This window comes from Cytobacillus sp. BC1816, from assembly GCF_051353635.1.
Taxonomy (GTDB): domain Bacteria; phylum Bacillota; class Bacilli; order Bacillales; family Cytobacillaceae; genus Cytobacillus; species Cytobacillus oceanisediminis_C.
Genome location: NZ_CP195611.1, coordinates 2,773,857 through 2,795,267, shown reverse-complemented (window position 1 = coordinate 2,795,267; position 21,411 = coordinate 2,773,857). Strand labels below are relative to the sequence as shown.

General features: G+C 40.0%; 20 protein-coding genes. 13 read left to right on the top strand and 7 right to left on the bottom strand.

Annotated elements, in window-relative coordinates; genetic code table 11:
- Positions 1-72 precede the first annotated feature (72 nt).
- The 3 genes from ACR42H_RS14325 (at position 73) to ACR42H_RS14315 (ending at position 1,184) form a co-directional block, all read left to right on the top strand.
- Positions 73-795 carry a GNAT family N-acetyltransferase gene (locus tag ACR42H_RS14325; protein ID WP_113881214.1) on the top strand — a complete coding sequence of 241 codons (723 nt, stop codon included), beginning with the start codon at positions 73-75 and terminating at the stop codon, positions 793-795.
- Positions 796-893: 98 nt separating this feature from the next.
- The gene (locus ACR42H_RS14320) at positions 894-1,019 is read left to right on the top strand and encodes a hypothetical protein (RefSeq protein ID WP_436371328.1); all 126 of its coding nucleotides are present in this window, start codon (positions 894-896) and stop codon (positions 1,017-1,019) included.
- Between the two features lie 9 nt (positions 1,020-1,028).
- Positions 1,029-1,184, top strand: a complete 156-nt coding sequence (locus tag ACR42H_RS14315) for a DUF3221 domain-containing protein (RefSeq protein ID WP_436376934.1) — start codon at positions 1,029-1,031, stop codon at positions 1,182-1,184.
- 427 nt (positions 1,185-1,611) lie between these two features.
- Here the strand turns inward: ACR42H_RS14315 and ACR42H_RS14310 are convergent, their stop codons facing one another.
- Complete coding sequence (locus tag ACR42H_RS14310) at positions 1,612-2,379, bottom strand: alpha/beta fold hydrolase (protein ID WP_436371326.1); 768 nt, start codon at positions 2,377-2,379, stop codon at positions 1,612-1,614.
- 239 nt (positions 2,380-2,618) lie between these two features.
- Positions 2,619-3,215 (bottom strand): DUF421 domain-containing protein, encoded by a 597-nt coding sequence (locus tag ACR42H_RS14305; protein ID WP_436371325.1) that lies wholly within the window; start codon positions 3,213-3,215, stop codon positions 2,619-2,621.
- A gap of 306 nt (positions 3,216-3,521) precedes the next feature.
- On the opposite strand from ACR42H_RS14305, the gene ACR42H_RS14300 reads away from it, so the two are divergent.
- The 3 genes from ACR42H_RS14300 to ACR42H_RS14290 all read left to right on the top strand — a co-directional run bounded on the left by ACR42H_RS14300 (position 3,522) and on the right by ACR42H_RS14290 (position 6,287).
- Positions 3,522-4,532 carry a helix-turn-helix domain-containing protein gene (locus tag ACR42H_RS14300; RefSeq protein ID WP_436371323.1) on the top strand — a complete coding sequence of 337 codons (1,011 nt, stop codon included), beginning with the start codon at positions 3,522-3,524 and terminating at the stop codon, positions 4,530-4,532.
- 38 nt (positions 4,533-4,570) lie between these two features.
- The gene (locus ACR42H_RS14295) at positions 4,571-5,365 is read left to right on the top strand and encodes an SDR family NAD(P)-dependent oxidoreductase (RefSeq protein ID WP_436376932.1); all 795 of its coding nucleotides are present in this window, start codon (positions 4,571-4,573) and stop codon (positions 5,363-5,365) included.
- A gap of 424 nt (positions 5,366-5,789) precedes the next feature.
- Complete coding sequence (locus tag ACR42H_RS14290) at positions 5,790-6,287, top strand: hypothetical protein (protein ID WP_436371321.1); 498 nt, start codon at positions 5,790-5,792, stop codon at positions 6,285-6,287.
- Between the two features lie 752 nt (positions 6,288-7,039).
- Here ACR42H_RS14290 and ACR42H_RS14285 read toward each other — a convergent pair.
- A complete protein-coding gene (locus ACR42H_RS14285) occupies positions 7,040-8,221 on the bottom strand; it encodes an ROK family transcriptional regulator (RefSeq protein ID WP_113881207.1) in 1,182 nt (393 codons plus the stop codon).
- 181 nt (positions 8,222-8,402) lie between these two features.
- On the opposite strand from ACR42H_RS14285, the gene xylA reads away from it, so the two are divergent.
- The 4 genes from xylA (at position 8,403) to xylE (ending at position 13,898) form a co-directional block, all read left to right on the top strand.
- Positions 8,403-9,734, top strand: coding sequence for a xylose isomerase (gene xylA, locus ACR42H_RS14280; protein WP_113881206.1), 1,332 nt, complete (start codon positions 8,403-8,405; stop codon positions 9,732-9,734).
- Between the two features lie 106 nt (positions 9,735-9,840).
- A complete protein-coding gene (gene xylB, locus ACR42H_RS14275; RefSeq protein ID WP_436371318.1) occupies positions 9,841-11,343 on the top strand; it encodes a xylulokinase in 1,503 nt (500 codons plus the stop codon).
- A gap of 21 nt (positions 11,344-11,364) precedes the next feature.
- Positions 11,365-12,402, top strand: coding sequence for an aldose epimerase family protein (locus tag ACR42H_RS14270; protein WP_113881204.1), 1,038 nt, complete (start codon positions 11,365-11,367; stop codon positions 12,400-12,402).
- A gap of 95 nt (positions 12,403-12,497) precedes the next feature.
- Positions 12,498-13,898, top strand: a complete 1,401-nt coding sequence (gene xylE / locus ACR42H_RS14265; protein ID WP_436371315.1) for a D-xylose transporter XylE — start codon at positions 12,498-12,500, stop codon at positions 13,896-13,898.
- 134 nt (positions 13,899-14,032) lie between these two features.
- Here xylE and ACR42H_RS14260 read toward each other — a convergent pair whose 3' ends face one another.
- Genes ACR42H_RS14260 through ACR42H_RS14245 form a run of 4 tightly spaced genes read right to left on the bottom strand, consistent with a single transcriptional unit; the run spans position 14,033 to position 17,033 of the window.
- Positions 14,033-14,419: a metal-dependent transcriptional regulator gene (locus tag ACR42H_RS14260; protein WP_436371313.1), complete on the bottom strand. Its 387-nt coding sequence runs from the start codon at positions 14,417-14,419 to the stop codon at positions 14,033-14,035.
- A gap of 34 nt (positions 14,420-14,453) precedes the next feature.
- Entirely contained in the window at positions 14,454-15,395 is a 942-nt protein-coding gene (locus tag ACR42H_RS14255; RefSeq protein WP_113881202.1) for a metal ABC transporter solute-binding protein, Zn/Mn family, read from the bottom strand.
- A 34-nt stretch (positions 15,396-15,429) separates the two neighbouring features.
- Complete coding sequence (locus tag ACR42H_RS14250; RefSeq protein ID WP_243503323.1) at positions 15,430-16,287, bottom strand: metal ABC transporter permease; 858 nt, start codon at positions 16,285-16,287, stop codon at positions 15,430-15,432.
- A complete protein-coding gene (locus ACR42H_RS14245) occupies positions 16,287-17,033 on the bottom strand; it encodes a metal ABC transporter ATP-binding protein (RefSeq protein ID WP_436376930.1) in 747 nt (248 codons plus the stop codon). The genes ACR42H_RS14250 and ACR42H_RS14245 overlap by 1 nt, the downstream gene beginning before the upstream one ends.
- A 350-nt stretch (positions 17,034-17,383) precedes the next feature.
- Here ACR42H_RS14245 and ACR42H_RS14240 point away from each other — a divergent pair, with 350 nt between their 5' ends.
- The 3 genes from ACR42H_RS14240 to ACR42H_RS14230 are packed head-to-tail and all read left to right on the top strand — an operon-like array spanning position 17,384 to position 21,392.
- A complete protein-coding gene (locus ACR42H_RS14240) occupies positions 17,384-17,962 on the top strand; it encodes a glycerol-3-phosphate acyltransferase (protein WP_113881199.1) in 579 nt (192 codons plus the stop codon).
- A gap of 3 nt (positions 17,963-17,965) precedes the next feature.
- A complete protein-coding gene (locus tag ACR42H_RS14235; RefSeq protein WP_436371310.1) occupies positions 17,966-19,576 on the top strand; it encodes an aminotransferase class V-fold PLP-dependent enzyme in 1,611 nt (536 codons plus the stop codon).
- Complete coding sequence (locus ACR42H_RS14230) at positions 19,563-21,392, top strand: LTA synthase family protein (RefSeq protein ID WP_436376928.1); 1,830 nt, start codon at positions 19,563-19,565, stop codon at positions 21,390-21,392. Before ACR42H_RS14235 ends, ACR42H_RS14230 begins: the two co-directional genes overlap by 14 nt.
- The last annotated feature ends 19 nt before the right edge of the window (positions 21,393-21,411 follow it).

Genomic DNA, 21,411 nt, shown 5'->3' with positions numbered 1-21,411 from the left:
GTATAAAAGATCAAATGGCCATGGAATTTTTTCAATGGCCATTTTCTTATCACTTATGTGGAGGTGATTACAATGGATGAACTATTAAAAGACCTGAAAGCAGGGGGTGTACATAGTATAAAAAGTGATTCCGTGATTATTTTGGAAATCTTTCAAGATGAACGAATAAGTCCTAATAAAGTAGATTATTTAATAAATAGGCTTCTTACCTTGGATGAGAGCAGCATTGAAAAAGTTAAGCTTGAGTGCCCTCAAGGAATTTTGGATAAATTAATGGTCACGCGAGGAAAAATGAAAGTGATTGGTGAGAGAGTTATATTTAAAAAGCGGTTTGCAGAATGTGAGAATGAAAAAGTCCCTCCTTTTGAAGTTTGGCCGCTCCTTAATAAAAGTTCCATTGCTTTTTTATCTGAAGTTATGAATTTTACTTATGAACAAACTGAGACCTTTTTAAAGACCATGAAGTCAGAGCTTCCTGAACAAGCAGAAAAAATGTTTACGGTTTATACAGTTAATTCTGAACCGGCTGGAGCCGTTTTTCCTCATTTGGAACCAGACCGGGAATGTGAAGGAAGGATTTTTTGGATTGGCATCCACCCTGATTATAAGGGTAAAGGGTATGGTAAGAACCTGCATTTAATTGGGCTCCATAGATTGCAGTATGATTTTAAAGCTGAAAAATATCTCGGGGCAACCCGTGCCGATAATGCAGCCATGAAAAAAGTTATGGCAGCAAATGGATGTATTCAGGAGAGCAATTCTGTTTTTTCCTTAGAGTATTCTTTTTCTGAATAATCAAGAATGATGTATAAAAAACACGGTTGGAGAGAAGCGAAACAATGAAAAGGGTAATAGGCATTTTATTCATATTAGTATTGTTGTTGCTTTGGTTTATGGGAAATTTAAGTCAGCGGTCACAAGTTAATGAAGGAACTGCCACTATGGAAGGAACGATCGTTTTGAATGGAACTATCATCCTCCTGGTTGAAGATAAAGGATTTACGAAGGCAGATGCTTAAAACCAATCAATTAATGAAATAATAGGAGATTATAAATCTGTTTATAAATTGAATAATGCTGTTTTGAGTGGAATAAAGAGTGGAGATAAGGTGAGAATCTGGTTCTCAGAAATACTGGAATCCTTCCCGGCACAAGTGAAGGTGTTAAAAATAGAGAAATTGTAAGAGGAAGAACGTTTTTCATAAAGTTAGAGGTGGGGCAAGTCCGTTAGATATCTTTAAAGATAACCCGCTATTACAAAACCAGCAGAGGTTATTGAGGAAACTATATATAGGATGGAACTCCAGTTGAAGTTGAGTTATATTGTCACCCTATTAAGATAGGGGATACAAGGGCCATCGAAACTTATGTAAAAGACATTATGGAGAGAAAAAAACAAGATAAAGCACAATAGGAAATGAATATACAAATAAATGAGTTTGTTTTATTCGATAAAAATTTTAATAGATCATACAGAGAGTCGTTAATAGTATTCGATAGGGCTAAAGAGGCCATTGTACATAAATTAAACACATATGAATTTTTTCTTTGAGGTGTTACCTGGACATTAATGCTAGGCATCCCCTTAAAAACTTAGAAGGTGATAGGTCTCTATATGGTGTTTACGAATTGAAGAATTAGCTGGTTAAGTTCATTTGCACTCTTTGTCGGGATACGGTGGTCAACATTCTCGATAAAATGCAATTCGTTTTGGGGCAATTTCTCATGTAATTGCCTTGCATATGAATGAAAAGGCTTATCCTTTTGACCATAAACCAATAAGATAGGCAGAATGATCTCATTTAGCTGATTTACACAATTATATTTTAGACTATAACGGTAATATTGCTCGATGTTGCGGTAATCCCCTTTTTTTGCTTCTGAATACATGTGTTTAAACAGTTTTATATTATTTGAATTCTTCCAGGAGATGGACCAGGCTAATAAGCTAATCGCTCCTTTACCTGAAAGCTTTATTCCTAAAGAAATCTTCTTTCTCAAGAAATCATCGTTTACATTGGGCATTGCTCCAATCGAAATTCCCCCTAAAGCTCTTTCAGGAAATGTCAGCATGAATTCTAAAACAATAGAACCGCCCGTAGAATATCCACATAAAAACGCTTTATTTATATGAAGGTGGTCCAATAGCCGAATGATATCCTTACAAATCAGCGGATAGGTTATTGGTTCGGAGGAGTATGGGCTTTTTCCGTGACCGCGTATATCAAAAGTAATTATCTGAAAACTCTTTGAGAGTTCCTCTAATTGATATTTAAAATTTACTGAAGTCAATACAGGCGGGTGGATAAAGACAATCGGAGTTCCGCTTCCTTTTACAGTATAATACAGGCTGGCGCTGTTCATATTCAGCATTGGCATGGATCTGTCACCTCAATTACATATTTTCTTTAACCATTTTGCCGGATAGAAAGGGTGGCAAAGATCATCAATCCATATGGAAATACATGCATGGATTCCCTGCTGCCAGCGACAAAGACTTTCTCTTTACCTGCACAGATGATCTAATAGCCTAATGGGACGCTAAACGATATAAGATAGATTAATTACAAAGAGAGGTCACACGAAAATTCATTCTTGACCGAATTCATTGTCGTTATTTATTGCAGGTGTTTTGGTACATCAGGTGAATTTTTCGTTACAGTTTCAATGAAAATGTTGTCGTAAAGCGGTTTTTGACTGCTTAGATTCACGGGTTGGCCAGTTTGGATCAGCTGAATAAGATTTTGAATATCTTCCTTTGTGGCAGGTTGTTTTTGCGGTTTTAAAATGTATCCCATTTGTCCGCTGGATTCTATAGTTGCGAATTCAACGTCACCGATAGATGAAATTCCTGACTGACGAAGCCGAGCCTCTAATTTATCTACAGGCAGGCGTAACTTTTGCAAGTTCTTTTCATTTAAAGTTCCGTTTTCAATCACGGGAACTGCTTTACCGGAAATAATGGTTTCACCGCCATCAAACTTTAATTGGATGTATTCGATCACAATTAGGCTTAAGATTAGGATCAGAGCAACACCAAAGGTCGCCCAAAGCCCCTTTCCGGTGACAGGTTGAATAAGAAGTGTCCCGATTCCAATCATAATAACTGTTTGAGGTATAGTCATTTGTGAGATCGATCTCCTCCCACTAATTCTTAAGAGGATATTACCAACCAAAAAAATAAGAAGGGTTTGCCATATAAGATTTAAATCCATATTTTTCACCTCGATTTATAATTAGAACTATTGTCTGCAGAATTACATTCTTATATTCAACTAAGATCCTGTTGCAAATTTAAATAAAAGACACAATTTCAATATTTATTAATTTAAGACTCTAATGAAGGTTATGCGTATACAAGAAGCTCATTAATTGTGGCGTCAAATGCTAGTGTATTGTCGTTTTATGCTAGTTACAGAAACGGATTATAAAAGTAAAATGAAATAACTATCCCCTTAACAAACATAGCTACGATCATTTTCTAATAACGTTAATGTGTTGATAGATGAGAGGTGTAATATATGACTTCACATAATCGTATTAAAATTCCGGATGGATTTTGGGCAGGGCTGTACAGACTTGGAATTACAGCTCAAGATGTGGTTAGGAAAGCAAAAATGCCACTTACCGTAATCGCTGAATCTGTTGTTACTACTGATCAATATTTCGCTATATGGCAAGCATATTCCGATATAATCGGTGATATGGAGGATGGGATAATTAAGCTTCCGACAGTATTTGCAGAATCTCAATATCCACCTTCTGTAATGGCAGCTTACCATGCTCGTGACTATCGGGATGCTCTAAAGAGAATGGCTCGTTACAAAGAAATGTGTCCTCCTGAAAATATTCGAATTGAGGAGGAAGGCGGCAGTTGTACAATCGAAGTGGAATGGGTAGATACGGATAAATCTGGTCCACCGTTGCTTGTTGGAACAACACTTGCATTTTTACTGGAGATAGGGCGACGAGGTACTGGTTTGCCTTTAAAAGCGAGCTTAGTAGAATTTAAACATACAATGAATCAAGTACAAGGGATAGAAGCTTACTTTGGCTGCCCTGTTCAGATTGGTGCAAAATGTAACAGATTGACATTGCATAGAGGAGATTTGGATCGCCCATTTGCGTCTTATAATGCTGAATTACTGGAGGTATTAACTCCTGTATTGGACCAAACATTGGAAGAGCAGCAGCGCCGTCATTCTATAACGGAGATAGTTAAGTGGATAGTAAAACGCAGTATAACAGGAGAGCGACCAGAAATACAAGATGCAGCAAGAGAGTTGGGTATGAGCGAACGCACCTTACAGCGCAGGCTAACTGACGAACAAACAAGCTTCAAACAGCTATTGAGAGAAGCCCGGCATGAACAGGCAAAAGAGTACTTGGCAAACCCTTCTTTAGATATAAAAGAAGTGGCTTTTCTTGTAGGGTATAAAGATCAGAGCTCGTTCTATCGAGCCTTTCGCTGCTGGGAAGGTACTACCCCTTTGAATTGGCGTAATAAATATGCAAGTATTTCAATAAACTGAAACCCTCTTAAATGAAAAATTAAAAGGAGAAATATATGATGGAAATGGGATTAAACAATAAAACAGCCTTAGTTACAGGTTCCACCAAAGGAATAGGTAAAGCAATTGCCAAAGAACTTGCCAAAGAAGGAGTTAACGTCCTTATAAATGGACGTCATTATCAAGAGGCAGAACAAACTGTAAAGGAAATTAAATCAGCTTTTCCAGCCACTTCTCCTCAAAATGCTACAGCTGATCTTGTTGATGCCCTACAAAGAGAAGCATTATTTAAAAAATTTCCCAATGTCGATATTTTAATTAACAACATCGGAAAATATGAAATTATGCAATATGCAGATGTTACAGATGAGATATGGGAAGAATACTTCCGTACTAACGTATTAGCCGCAAATGGATTATCCAAATATTATTTAACTAAAATGCTGGAAAATAATGATGGCCGAATTATCTTTATTGCAAGTGAAGAAGCAGTAATGCCTTCTGGACAGATGCCTCAGTATTGTATGACAAAGTCCATGCTTTTATCATTATCAAAAAGCCTATCTAAGTTAACAAAAGGAACGGAAGTTACAATCAATACGATTATGCCTGGACCAACGCTTTCTGAAAATGTACAACAAATTATTGAGGATATTTACAATAATGAAAAAATGCCTTTTTCAGAAAAAGAAAGACAATTTATGATTAATAATCTGCCTCAATCTGAAATACAGCGATTTATTAAACCGCTGGAAATAGGGAGACTAGCTACATTTTTATGCAGTCCATATGCTTCTGCATTTAAGGGATCTCCAATCCGTATGGATGGAGGAATGGTTCCAACCATTTATTAATGGAACTGTAAATGAACATAAGTTTGAATACAATTAAACAATAAGGTTGTTTTATGTTCAAGATTAACTGCAAAATAAGGGGCAGGTTGATTGAGGAAGAAAAAAGGATAGTTATTCACCTGTAAAATAAGTGGAGACGCATTTTCTCATAGAGATGAGAAAAAGGAGACAAATATTTTTTGAGTTAATGGGTGCTATCCTTGATTGGGATAGTGCTTTTTTAGATAAAGGCCAATTTGTTGAGTATAGGAGGAATTGATAAAACGTAAATCTAACCCCAAAATGATGAAGGTAATGGGCAGCTTAGCGGAGGAGAAATGATGATTGTTTATTCTTAGAATACCTTAGATAAAACTTAATACAATGTATTAACATGTTTACCCAGCTTTCAGGCATTACCGTATTAACGTGAGGAGTGAAGTCAATGGAAATTCAAGAAATACTGGAATGGGCTTTTCAGAGGCATCTAAATCCGTTAAGCTGGTATATTCGCCCTGTCTTTTTAATCGTATTGGTTTATTTTGCATATAAACGCAGCTTGAAAGGTGTTATCATAACGTTTGTTTTAATGATGAGCAGTATGGTCTGGTTTCCAGCACCAGAGACGATTAATCAGCAAATGCAGGCAGTTTTGGAATACGAGCAAATGCTCTTAAGTAACCCTATTTCCGCTAGTTTTACGATTGCTTTAATGATGGTTTTTGTGGTTTTAATCTTAATGTCTTTTTGGAAGCATTCCCTTATACTTGGTTTGATCATATTGAATGTTACACTTGTTGGAAAGGTTGGCCTGTCATTACTATTTACAGGCGAGAATGGCTGGGCACCTCTAGGAAACACGATTTTTGGGCTGATTTTGATAAATGGTACCGGTGCGTTCATAATGTATAGAAAACGAAAAAATAAATTAGTAAAGGAATAAACTTTTTCATAAAAAAGCGGCAATTTTTCTTTTAAACTACCATGAAAAGCCCTACTAAATAGACGCAGTTCAATCAGTTTAGAATGCCTGGTCAGTAATTTATTTTTTTGGAAGGAGGCTTCCGAAATGGTTTCCAGTATATCCTAAGTTCTTGAGTCTTCGAACTGAATGCCGAATATTGGACACCGGCCTTTGCTTGTCAAAGTAATCTGCACCTAAATCAACATACATTTCTTTTCTGGTAAGCAGATAATATGCAATACGCACTTTCGGAGAGGTAAAGCCTAAAACCGGTAGTATAAATTAATGCCCTTCTCTCAAGAAGGGCATTAATTTTTCTTTTTCCATCTATTCCGTTTGTTTTTATTGGTGCGATGTTCCCGTGAACCATCCCATTAAATTTTAAGGGTGTTCGATTTCGCCAAATACCTTACAACATCCGCTGGCTGCCCATTTATCACGGAAGGGCTTGCCATAAACATATATGGTGATTAGGGGCAGGTATAAATTGAAACAGTTATAGTCTTCGCAGCCCACGGCTCCGTTCATAGCCAGTACACTGCTATCACATCATTTCTTGCTTTAAACAAGCCTCGTGTTCCCACTGCAGATCCATTACCTGTACAATTCAATCTCACTGCCAATAGTGCTAACCATCCACTATACTAATCTATTAAACCGGTGAATCACGCACCGAAAGAATGTCCCGTATTTATCTGGGACATTCTTTTTATTTCGGCCGATCAATTGGTCTATTTATTCAGGTTTTCCTGCAGATCCGAGTTCAGAAAATTTTCAGTTGCATAAGCGGAGGCTCCAAGTGCTGTGGAGTAGATCGATAAATCTGCAAATGTAATGTTCAGGTTTTTTTGATTAAATTTTAAGGAATGGGAGTCGACAACTTCCATAATTGAATCTTTCAATAATTCTCTGGCAATTGCTAAGCGATTTCCTATAATGATTTGCTCGGGGTTGAATGTATTGATGATATTGTTGATGCCAATGCCGAGGCATCTGCCAATTTGACGGAACAGATCTTTCACTTCCTCATCTTCTTCCGCCATTTCAACTAATGACTCCAGGTTCAGATCATCCCGTTTTAAGGATGATTGAATATTCTTTGCCTGGGTTAGTAGTGCCTGTTCAGAAGCGTACAATTCCCAGCATCCTTTGCTGCCGCATCTGCATTCTTTTCCATCTATATCAATCACCATGTGGCCCATTTCACCGGAGAAGCCTTCAGCGCCCCGATATAGGCTGTTTTGTAAAATAAAGCCGACTCCTATTCCAATACCAGCACTTACATAAATAAGGTTTTCAAACTCTTTCCCGGCACCGAAACGCTTTTCCCCGTATGCTCCGGCGTTTGCTTCGTTGTCGATAATAACGGGAAGGTGAAACTCTGTTTCGATTTCTGCCTTTAAATTGATATCTGTCCAGCCCAGATTAGGTGCCAGCAGGATATTGCTGCCTTCCTTATTGACGATTCCTGGAACACCAATACCGATTCCGATCACACCATACGGGCTCTCAGGGGTAGAGTCCAATAAAGATTGGATAACTTCTTTTATGACAAGTATGGTTTCTTCATATCTCATACTTTTCATATGCTTCAAATTCTCGCTCACAATATTGCCAGATAAATCAGTTATGACACCTAAGATATAATTAACCCCTAAATCAATTCCAATTGCATATCCTGCTCGTTCATTAAAGAGCAGCATAACAGGGCGTCGTCCGCCGCTCGATTTGCCTGGTCCTGTTTCGGAACAGATTTTTTCTTCTATCAGCTCATTGACTAATGAGGAAACAGTTCCTTTAGTCAGTCCCAAATGCTGTGAGATATCAGCCCGTGAGATAGGGGATTGGTCGATGATCGTCTGCAGAACGCGCGATTTGTTTTTCATTTTTACCAGCTGCTGATTCCAAGTCATTATCTTTCTCCTCAAATCCTCAATTTCTTTGTCTATTACAATCATATTCCATTTATACCATAATTAAAAATAAAAATAAAACTTAGTTCATCCAATAGACAAACTAAGTTTATGGTGGTAAAATCGATTTGTAATCAAATGAAAGCGATAACAAATCAAAAAAAAAGATGGAGGAATGAAAATGAACTACTTTAATAATGTAAATGGAGTAAAATACGAAGGTCCAGATTCTAATAATCCATTGGCTTTTAAATATTATAATCCTGAAGAAATCATCAACGGCAGAAAAATGGAAGACATTCTCCGCTTTGCAGTGTCTTACTGGCATACCTTCACTGCGGAAGGCACAGATCCTTTCGGAGATGGAACGATGATCCGTTCATATGACAGATTTTCCGGAATGGATTTGGCCAAGGCGCGTGTAGAAGCATCCTTTGAATTCTATGAAAAACTGAATGTTCCATTTTTCTGTTTCCATGACGCTGATATTGCGCCTGAAGGGAATACATTAAGCGAAACTTTTAAGAACTTAGATGAAATTACGGCCATGATGAAGGAATACATGAAATCCAGCAAAACAAAGTTATTATGGAATACCGCTAATATGTTTTCACATCCGCGCTGGCTTCACGGAGCCGCGACGGCACCTAACGCTGATGTTTTTGCCTATGCAGCAGCAAAAGTGAAAAAGGGACTTGAGATTGGCAAGGAGCTGGGTGCTGAGAACTATGTATTCTGGGGCGGCCGAGAGGGATACGAAACATTGCTGAATACGAATATGAAGCTTGAATTAGATAATCTTGCGCGCTTCTTCCATATGGCAATCGATTATGCAAAGGAAATTGGGTTTGATGCACAATTCCTGATCGAGCCGAAGCCGAAGGAGCCTACTAAACATCAATATGATTTTGATGTGGCAACCAGTTTATCATTCTTGCAATCTTATGGCTTAAAAGACTACTTTAAATTCAATATTGAAGCAAACCACGCGACCCTTGCCGGCCATACATTTGAGCATGAACTGCACACTGCGCGCATAAATGGAATGCTTGGTTCTGTAGATGCAAACCAGGGAGATACCCTGCTGGGATGGGATACTGACGAATTCCCGACAGACATCTATTCAACTGCACTGGCAATGGTAGAAATTCTTAAAAATGACGGCCTTGGAACAGGCGGCCTTAACTTTGATGCGAAAGTACGAAGAGGATCATTTGACCCTGAGGACCTGTTCTATGCTCATATAGCAGGAATGGATACATTTGCGGTTGGCGCAAAAGTTGCACAGCGTTTAATTGAAGATAAAGTATTAGACAACTTTATTGCTGACAGATATAGCAGCTATACAGAAGGCATCGGCCTTGAAATCGTTGAAGGAAGGGCAGACTTCCGCAAGCTTGAAAAGCATGCCCTTCACCTTGAAAAGATTGAAAACAAGTCGGGAAGACAGGAACAGTTAAAAGCTGTCCTAAATAAATACATTCTCGAAGCCTATGCGAGTGTAAAAGCGTAAGAGATTAAGATAAAAAGATTAAATGTACTGGGAATGCAATAGTGCCCCAGTACATTTTTAAAAGTAAAGATTAGCATACATTTCATTAACTAAAGGATGATCAATCATGAAATATGTAATCGGGATTGACCTTGGCACCAGCTCGGTAAAAGTTTTATTAATGAATCAAATGGGAGAAGTATGCAGCGAAGTTTCCAGGTCTTATCCGCTCATTCATGAAAAGTCGGGTTATAGTGAACAGGACCCCGGTGAATGGATTGATAAAACAGCGGCTGCTCTTAATGAACTTACAGAGCAGTTTGATGGAAGTGCGGAAGACATTCAAGGAATCAGTTTTTCAGGCCAAATGCACGGCCTGGTCCTTCTGGATGAAGAGTATAAGGTTCTGCGCAATGCAATCCTCTGGAATGATACCCGAACGACAGAGCAGTGTAAACAGCTCTATGAAATGGCTGGTGAGAAGCGTCTGCTTGAAATCACAAAGAATCCGGCATTGGAAGGATTTACTTTACCAAAGCTGCTTTGGGTGAAGCAGTATGAGCCGGAAGTTTTTGAAAAAGCGGCTGTATTTATGCTCCCTAAAGATTATCTTCGCTTTAAACTGACTGGAAGGATTCATAGTGAATATAGTGATGCAGCGGGTACTTTGCTTCTGAATTCCGGCCGGAAAATGTGGAGTGAAGAGATATGCGGGCTAACCGGGATTGATGTGAATATCTGTCCGCCTTTAGTTGAATCCCATGAATGTGTAGGGACGTTAAAGGATGAGATTGCTGAGAAGACGGGATTATCTCCTTTAACGAAGGTATTTGCAGGAGGAGCTGACAATGCATGCGGTGCGATCGGTTCAGGTATTCTGTCAGATGGCAAAACATTATGCAGCATTGGCACATCCGGAGTCGTTTTATCCTATGAAGAACAGAATAACAAGGATTTTAAAGGGAAAGTCCATTACTTTAATCATGGTGAAGAAAATGCCTATTACACAATGGGCGTAACCCTGGCAGCGGGACATAGTTTGAGCTGGTTTAAAGATACGTTTGCAGAAATGGAATCATTCGACTCCCTGCTGGCTGAAATGAGTGAGGTTCCGATTGGATCGAACGGTCTTTTGTTTACGCCATATTTAGCCGGTGAGCGTACGCCATATGCAGATTCGCAAATTCGCGGAAGCTTTATCGGCATGGACTCCTCACATAATCGAAATGACTTTGTAAGATCGGTCATTGAAGGAATTACCTTTTCTTTAAATGAATCGATTGAAATATTCAGGGAAAGCGGCAAGCTGGTCGATACAATCATTTCAATAGGCGGAGGCGCCAAAAGTGATGCCTGGCTGCAAATCCAGGCCGATATCTTCAATAGCAAAATTGTAAAGCTTTCAAGTGAACAAGGACCTGCTGTAGGTGCGGCTATGCTAGCGGCTTACGGATGCAAATGGTATGAATCTCTGGAAGCCTGTGCTGATGATTTCATAACATACGAAAAGACGTATACGCCAATCCCTGAAAACGTTAAGAAATATCAGGAGCTTTTCCAGATATACAAAGAAGTTTATGCGCAAACCAGGAAGCTGAATGAGGGTTTGTCCGGTTTTAGGAAAAAGTAAGCTGACTTAAGGGAGATCGACATGAACATAACTGAAAGTATCTTTGGCGAATGGAATGGACACAAGATTAAATCCTATACAATCAGCAATGATCATGGAATGAAGGTATCGTGTATCGAATACGGAGGAATCATTACCGGGATATCTGTCCCTGACAGTAAAGGAAATATAGAGAATGTGGTCATGGGGTTTGACACACTTGAAGAGTATATAAATCATTCACCATTCTTCGGCGCTATTATCGGAAGGGTGGCCGGAAGGATAGCAGGCTCGGCTTTCACTCTTGATGGAACTGCTTACCAGCTGCAAAAAAATGATGGGGAACACCATCTGCATGGAGGTGCAGGCGGTTTTCATCATGTGATTTGGGACTCGGACGCCGAAAAGGGTATGAATGAGGCGAATATCAGGTTCTCCTATGTAAGCCCGGATGGGGAAGGAGGGTATCCTGGGACACTTGAGGTAACGGTAAACTATACACTGAACAATGAGAATGAACTGGTTATTAGTTATGAAGCAATATCTGATGAAAAAACGATCATCAATCTGACAAACCATACTTATTTTAACCTTAGCGGGGACTTAAAGAGGGACATTCTTGAGCATGAGGTGACCATGCAAAGTGATCAGTTTCTGGAGCTTGATGAAACATTGATTCCTACTGGGGAATTCATACATGTTGAAAATACACCGTTTGATTTCAGAGCAGGGAAGAAAATCAAAGAAGGCGTAAAGTCCGTCCATCATCAGAACATCCTAGCAGGCGGCGGGTATGATCATCCATTTCTATTAAATACTGGTGAAATGACGGTAGTGGATTCTGCAAGCGGACGAAAGCTGACAGTGGAAACGGATAGGCCGAGTGTTGTTTTATATACAGCTAACATGCTCGGAAATGATTTTCAAATTAAAGGTGTTCAGTCAAAAAGGCATTTGGGGCTGTGTCTCGAAACTCAATGTCCGCCTGATGCCATTCACCATGAAAACTTTCCTTCTATTGTCCTGGAGAAAAATGAGGTCTTCAAAACAAAAACCAGTTTCAAGTTTCTCGTTGTTTAATCATTTCTAATAGAAAGGAGTAAAGATAGATTTGAATTATATTAATGCAAAATTGTAAGCGCTCTATTTTAGTTCAAATCTGTCTTTTACAAACTATGAAACAGAATCGGAACTCTCTATATATTGGTTCACTTACATTGGTTGCTGCGATAGGCGGTTTGCTTTTCGGATATGATACGGCGGTTATTTCCGGAGCTGAAAAGTCACTGGAAATCTATTTGATCAATAGTTTGGGATTAGGGTCGCTCGCTCACGGGGCGACAACCTCGAGTGCTTTAATTGGCTGTATCATCGGCGGTTTAATATCCGGTTATTTTGCGTCGAAGTTTGGGCGGAAAAAATCGCTGATAGCGGCGGCTGTTCTTTTTTTCCTATCCGCCTTAGGCTCCGCTTTTCCTGAATTTTTATTTTTCACTAAAGGGGAACCAACCATCTCGTTATTATTGACTTTTAATCTTTATCGCATTATTGGCGGAATTGGGGTTGGCCTTGCGTCAGCCATTGTTCCCATGTACATCGGCGAAATCGCACCTGCCGAAATCCGCGGACGCTTAGTTTCATTCAATCAGTTTATGATTATTTTCGGGATGCTTGTCGTGTACTTTGTAAACTGGGGGATTGCCAGCGGGCGTCCTTTGGAATGGATCAATGAAGTGGGCTGGAGATATATGTTTGCTTCAGAAGCCATTCCGGCCCTTGTCTTTGGTCTTCTGCTGCTCCTGGTTCCGGAAACACCCCGATACCTGGCCATTAAAAATCATGATGATAAAGCTTTAGCAGTCCTTACGAAAATTAATGGTTCTTCAGAAGCGAAAGCGATCTTGGGTGAAATCAGAAAATCGGTAGCAGCCTCAGCAAATGTTCCGGCAGAAAAGCTGCTTGCATACGGAAAATTAGTGATTGTGATAGGAATTCTGCTGTCTGTATTCCAGCAATTTGTCGGAATAAACGTTGCTTTGTATTATGCACCGCGAATTTTTGAAAGCATGGGAGCAGCAAAGGATGCCTCGATGCTGCAGACAATTGTTATGGGTATCATAAATGTCATCTTTACAGTTGTGGCCATTTTAACTGTAGATAAATGGGGGCGCAAGCCATTATTGATTACAGGTTCCATTGGCATGGCGATCGGAATGTTTGGTGTGGCAGGAATGGCTTTTTCCAATATAATCGGCATGGGCACGTTAATTTTTATTATCATCTACACAGCGTCTTTCATGATGTCATGGGGACCAATATGCTGGGTGTTAATCTCGGAAATTTTCCCAAACAAAATCCGAGGACAGGCAGTTGCAGTAGCTGTTGCTGCACAATGGGCCGCAAACTATTTTATTTCATCGACTTATCCGATGATGATGGAGTTCAGCGGCGGCTTAACTTACGGCTTCTATGGACTGATGAGTGTTCTTTCAGCCATATTTGTATGGAAGTTTGTACCTGAAACGAAAGGGAAGACTCTTGAGAACATGGAGAATATTTGGAAAAGAACTGCCTGATTAATTCCATTAGCTTTTATAATCGTGAAAAAAGAATGTCCCGATGATTATCACATTCGGAAGGGACATTCTTCTTTCTGTTATCTGCTGCTTATACCATTTTCTTTACTAGGGCAAAAAAAACTGCTGAATATTCATGGAACATACCAAGCGTTTTTCTTATTATCTTCTATAAAGCTCTTAATTTTAAAAACAACATCCGTTCCGATATGCATTTCAACTTCACTAACTTTCATCCGGATCAGTTTCTCTTCAACCCCAATTAGTTGAAAAAACTCCATTAAAACCTGATGATCCTGGTAGAGTTTTTGGCCAATCTCCAATCCAGCTTTTGTCAAAGTAACTGTTCCATAGGGCTGAAAGTGAATGTAACCTTCTGTTTTAAGCTTACCGGCCATTTTAGAGGCAGCTGAGACGGTGACTTTCAATACCTTTGCAATGCCGGATATGGTCGCATGCCCATGTGCTTCCTGTAATAGATAAATCTCGAGAATATATCTCTTTGAACTAATGGGGATCACATGTTTCACCTGCTTGCTGGAATAGTGCCCTATACTACTGGGTCAAGCCTTCTTTAATGGTTTTAATATTCCATTCCATCATCGAGATGTACGTATCGCCATCCTCACCCGGCTTTGCCAGAGAGTCTGTAAACACTTTTCCCATGATCGGAACATTGGTTTCATCGGATACGGCTTCCATGCTTCTTGCGTCAATGCTGGTTTCCAGGAAAAGTCCTGTAATTTCTTTTTCATTAATAATATCCACAATTCTTGTAATTTGCTCTGGTGTTCCCTGGTTTTCCTGATTGATTTCCCAGATGTATTCTGCCTGGAATCCGTAGGCTTCGCTGAAATATTTAAAAGCACCTTCACTTGTAACGAGTACCCGTTCGTTTTCTGGAATTTCATTAAATTGTTCGACTGCCTCATCATGCAGCTCTTGCAGCTTTGCGATGTATTCTTCCGCGTTTTTTTCGTAAACCTCTTTGTTGTCTGGATCTGCCTTGATAAGTCCATCTCTGGCATTTTCCGCGTACTTGATTCCATTTCGGATGTCCAGCCAAGCATGGGGGTCTTCTTCACTTTCTTTGCCTTTTGTGGTTAAGTGCATCGCATCAACGCCTTTGCTCATAAGGAAGACTGGCGCATCTTTACCGTCTTTTCCGGCAGTTTCCATCAATTTATTGAACCATGAGTTGCCGGCTTCCAGATTCAGGCCGTTGTAAAATACAGCATCTGCATCGGTTGTTTTTTGCACATCCTCAGGAAGCGGGTCATATTCGTGGGGATTGGAGCCAATAGGTGCTAAACTATGAATCTCAACCAAATCCCCGCCTACATTTTTGACAATGTCATACACAATCGAATAGGTAGTCACAACCTGGATTTTCCCATCTTCATTGGATGATGTGCTGCTTGTTCCGCTGCTGCAGGCTGACAGGAATAACACAGAAAGAAGGGGTGCTGCTAATAAAAGAAAGCCTTTTTTAATCATAGTCTTACCTCCAGAGAATTTGATTTTATTAAAATTAAACTAATGAAGCTCTCTTCTTCTTTACTTTCAGCGTTTTCCATATTAACCCATGCTTAGGTGAGAATAAGAAAACGAGAATAAAAATAGCAGTGGATGATATAACTATCGTTGCTCCTGAAGCTAAGTTGTAGGTAAAGCTAAAGTAAAGTCCCACGATGGATGAAATCACACCAATGCCAGACGCAAGGAAAATCATCATCCACAGCCGCTCGGTTAACAGATAAGCTGCCGCTGCAGGGGTTATCAGCATGGCAACAACAAGGACAATCCCAACTGTCTGGAGAGATGCAACGGTTACCATCGTCAAGAGAGTCATTAGGAAATAATGAATGAAACGCACTGGCAGTCCGTAAGCTGCTCCCATCGTTTCGTCAAACGAGGTGACCAATAATTCTTTGTAAAAGAGGTATACAGCTGCCAATACAATCAGGCTGATGCCCAGTGTGATCCACATGTCTGATAATCTTACAGCCAGTACATTACCAAATAATATATGGTATAGATCTGTACTGCTTTTAAGCATGGTAATAATAATGATTCCTGAAGCAAATGCCGCTGTAAACATAATTCCAATTGAGGTATCATGCTTTATCCGGCTGTTTTGGGATACAAAACCAATGGCGATAGCTGTAATTACTCCGCTTATGACTGCGCCAAAGAAGAAGTTGACTCCCAGCATATATGAAATAGCGACGCCTGGAAGGACGGCATGTGATATGGCATCTCCCATGAGAGCCATTCCTCTGAGGATGATAAAGCACCCAATGACTCCGCAGATAATTCCTACCATAACCGAGGTTAATAACGCTTTTTGCAGGAAACCATATTGCATGACCGCTTCAATAAAAGCCATTATAGCGACACCCCAATCTCATTCATAAAAGCAAATTGCCCCTTGTATGCTTTTGCAATAACTTCAGGTTTAAACACTTCTTCAACCGTCCCATAACTGATCAATTCCTTATTTAGCAGAATTAACTGATTGAAATAATCATTTGCTTTACTTAAATCATGGTGTACCACAATAACGGTTTTTCCTTGTCTGCAGAGCTCCTTCAAAATTTGCACTATGGTTTCCTCACTGGATACATCAACTCCAACAAAGGGCTCATCCAGAAAGAACAAATCCGCTTTTTGAGCAAGTGCCCGCGCGAGAAAAACTCTCTGCTGCTGGCCGCCTGACAGTTCCCCAATCTGCCTTTTGCTGAACTCCTGCATGCCAACTCGCTGAAGACATTCCATGGCCCATTCTTTATCCTTTTTCTTTGGACGGCGGAACAGTTTTAAATGGGGGTAGGTCCCAATAAGAATCGCATCAAGTACAGTGATTGGGAAATCCCAGTCAATGTCATTCCGCTGGGGCACATAGGCGATACTCTTGCGCACTTCTGCAATGGGTTTCCCCATCACTCTTACAGCACCTTTATCCTTTGGTATAAGATTTAACATCGCTTTTAAAAAAGTCGATTTGCCTGCGCCGTTCGGTCCGATAATTCCTACCAGATTACCAGTATTAACAGAAAGGCTAACTCCTGTCACCGCTTCATTTCCAAAATAGGAAACATGCAAATCCTCTATGCTTATTGCTGGATCCTTCATCATTTTAGCCCCCTTTATTTTCCAAATTTAAATTAATTCAAATTAATTGTTTTTGCACAATTATAAGTCACGCGGACAAGATTTATGGATTCATTAAAAAGTTTTGCCTTAATGCAAATTATATGCAATTACTAAACAATGTCAACACAAAATAATTATTTTTACAGAAAGTTTAATCTTGGCATTAAAATAGGGGAATTATGAAATCAGGCTCTGGCAATCAATTTGTTTAATGGTAAAATTAGGGGTGTTATACTATCTTTATCAGTTAATAGATTGTAATTTTGTAAATATATGAAACTTTTTACCCTTTTTGATCGTTTAAATAGTATAAGGCGGGATATGTGCTTATGATCGATGATGTGTGGACTGCCCTGATGGTTATGATCTTTTCTTACACATTAGGGAGCGTAACCGGGGCTTATTATGTAGTTAAATACATAGCAAAAGAGGATATAAGAATAAAGGGGAGCGGGAATGTAGGGGCTACCAATGCAGGCAGAGCAATCGGCAAGAAGGGGTTCTTGCTGACAATAGCCATTGATGCTGTAAAGGCATGGGCAGCTTTATATGTTACTGGACTTATATTTCAAGGTGATGGTTTATTCATTCTTAGTGCTTTTTGTGTACTTATTGGCCATTTGTTTCCCATTCAGCTGGGTTTTCATGGTGGAAAAGGAGTGGTTGTCTACTTGGCTTCTGCCTTGTTTTTGGAACCGGTGACAATAGCGATAATGGCTATCACGATGGGAATTGCCTATGCGGTTCTCCGGAAGTATACACTATCAGGTTTTATCGCCATGGCTTCCATTCCCATAACAGCCTGGGTGATTGGTGATTCATTCATCATTTCTGCAGGCCTTCTGCTGCTGCTTTTGATTGTTTTAATTTCCCATACCCATTTCATCATGCCTAAACATAGGAGGTAAACTGTGAATATAATCTGTAAAATCGCAACCGAACCTAATGAATTTGAACAGATTCATCAGCTGAACTACCAGACATTTGTGGAAGAAATTCCTCAGCATAAGCAAAATGAAGATCAGCATTTAATTGATAAATTTCATAAAGAAAATACATATGTCATTGCCAAGTTTGGCGAGGAAGTTGCAGGAATGATCGCGATCCGTGCCAAAAGGCCATTTTCGCTTGATTATAAGCTTCCTAATCTCGAAGAATACTTGCCTGTAAAGGGAGAATTTTGTGAGGTCCGTTTGCTGTCAGTCAAAAAAGAGTTTCGCAGCACCCGTGTATTTTATCAGCTTTGTGAAAAGCTTGTAGAGCTTTGCCTCGAAAAAAATTATACGATGGCGCTGATTTCGGGCACGGTCAGACAGCTGAAATTGTATAAGCGGATGGGGTTTCTGCCTTTTGGCCCTCTGACAGGTGAGGATGGAGCCCAGTTTCAGCCCATGTATTTAACAAAAGAGAATTTCGAACGTTCAACGAAAGCCTTTGAGCGCTTAATGGCCAGAAATTCGGTACCCGCCGATCAGCATTCATTTTTGCCGGGTCCTGTGCCCATTCATCCAAAAGTGAAAAGGGCTTTTTCAAAAGAAGCCGTATCTCATCGCAATCATGATTTTATCAGCGGTTTGCAAGACTTGCGTTCTCAATTATGCAAGATGACAGATGCCAAATATGCTGAAATTGTTGTTGGCACGGGAACGCTTTCCAATGATCTTGTGGCAGCACAGCTGAAAAACATCGGAGGGGATGGGCTGATCCTGGCCAATGGTGAATTTGGCTTTCGTCTCATTGATCATGCAAGAAGGTTTCAATTATCTTTTCATACAATTGAAAGAGATTGGAATGAGCCTATTGCCCACGAGGAAATAGCTTGCATGCTGAAAGAAAACCCCTCTATAAAATGGGTGTGGACTGTGCATTGTGAAACTTCAACTGGGTATGTATTCGATATCAGAGGCATTCAGGAGCTATGCGAGGAGCATGGTGCCGAGCTGTGCGTGGATGCATGCAGCACGGCCGGAATTTTGCCGTTGAATCTTAAGAATATTTATTTTGCATCGACCGTCAGCGGAAAGGGATTTGGTTCCTATCCGGGTCTGGCAATCGTATTCCATCGTGACAAGATTAAAGGGAACAGTGCAGTTCCAAGATACTTGGACTTAAAGATGTACGAAGAAAACCAAAGCATTCCATACACCCATTCTTCCAATCTGGTCAGCGCATTAAAAGAGAGTATAAAGCTGATAGATTATGAGAAATTAAATCTTTTGGCTGGAAAAGCAAGGATGAGGCTGAAAGACAGCGGATTTTCCGTTCTAGGGGACGATGATTATTCCCCTGGCATCCTGACCATCAGTTTGCCGCAGAGCATTTCCAGCAGGGGATTTGGCGACGCATGCAAACAGAAAGGAATTCTTTTAAGCTATGAAAGCGGGTACCTCCTTGAAAGAAATTGGGTTCAGGTGGCTCTAATGGGGGCACAGGAAGAGCAGAAGGTCATGGCATCCCTCGAAATGATGGCAGGTATTTTAGAAAAACAATATGAAAAGCGGTATGATTATGAAGTTATTTAAAAGGTTTTCACCCATTTGGTTTGCCGTCCTTTTAATCTGGATTAAAACGGTCATTGTATCCTTTATCGGATTTAATCTGCATCCGGAGAACTGGACTGATATTTTATTTATGATTTTAAGCCCGATCGGGGCCATAATGGTCATTCTTGGAGTTAATATTTATTTTAAGCGAAAAGTGAAACCGGCAGCCATTTTTATAACAATGGTTATTTTGACGGGCATTCTTTTTGGGGATTTGCTTTATTATCGTTTTTATACTGATTTTGTAACCGTTCCGATCCTTTTTCAGTTTAAAAATGTCGGAGGGATTGGACCGAGTACACTTGAATTGATTAGCCCGTGGGATCTTCTGTTATTTGCTGATCTGGCCGTTTTTTGGCTTTTCTATATAAAAAGAAAGTCAGTACATGAACAAATCACTGCTAAGTCAAAAAGAGTATACACGGCTGTCAGTGTGTTATTTATATTCATGACCATCATTCTCGGCATGGTGAAAGTGCCTCATTTATTTTCGGAATCCTATAATCGCCAGCAGCTTGTTAAGCATATAGGTTTGTATCAGTATCATCTCTATGATATTGGCATCGCCGCATCATACCCGCTCAATCGCGCTTTTGCCAGTCCATCTGACGCAGAAGCCTCAGCGGAGTATGTCCAATCCCAAGAAGATAAGCCATCAGATTATTTTGGTGCGGCAAAAGGAATGAATGTCGTTCTGATTAGTATGGAGTCCACACAGAATTTTGTTATCAATCAGAAGGTGAATGGCCAGGAAATAACCCCATTCCTTAATTCACTGATTGAAGACAGCTTTTATTTCAGCCAGGTATATGATCAGACAGCACAGGGGAAAACGTCTGACTCGGAATTCATGATCGATACAGGCCTTTATCCATTATCCAGCGGATCTGCGTTTGTCAGAAAAACGGAGAATGCTTATCGAAGTCTGCCGCATATTCTATCTGATGAGAAGTATTACTCAGCTGTTTTCCATGGGAATGACGCTTCGTTCTGGAATCGGGAGGCCATGTATGATTCTCTGGGGTATAATCGTTATTTTTCTAAAGCCGATTATTTGGTCACTGAAGAAAACTCAGTGAACTACGGCATTAAGGATATCCCATTCTTCCAGCAGTCCATTCAGCATCTGGAGAAACTGCAAAAGCCTTTCTATGCCAGATTTATTACATTGACAAACCATTTCCCATTCTTGCTGGAGGAGGAAGATCAGTTCATTCCTGAGGCCAGCACGAGTGAAATGGTCGTCAACCGCTATGTGACAACCGTTAGATATCAGGATGAAGCCATTAAAACATTCTTCCAGGATTTAAAAACAAGAGGACTCTATGAAAATACGATGTTTGTATTGTACGGCGACCATTATGGCATCTCGGACAAATACGAACATGGCGTTCTGGAGCTGCTGGGACAGGAAGATACCATAGTTAATCGCATGCAGCTGCAGAGTGTGCCGCTGATTATTCATGTGCCAGGTGTGGAAGGCAAAACGTTTTCGAACATTGGCGGGGAAATTGATATCAGGGCAACGATCCTTCATCTGCTCGGCATTAGTGCTGAGGATAACTTCAGCTTCGGGCATAACCTTTTTACAAGGGATCCCAATCATCCAGTTATTTTCCGGGATGGAAGCTTTATGGCTAAAGACTATTTTTACAAATCCGGTAAATGCTTCAAAAGCGAATCGGAAGAAGAAACAGATATCGCCAGCTGTGAACCGTTAATGGATATCTCAAGAAAAGAGCTAGGGCTATCTGATGACATTGTGCATGGAGATCTGATGAGGTTTATGGAATAATTGTTGGAGGAAAAGCATG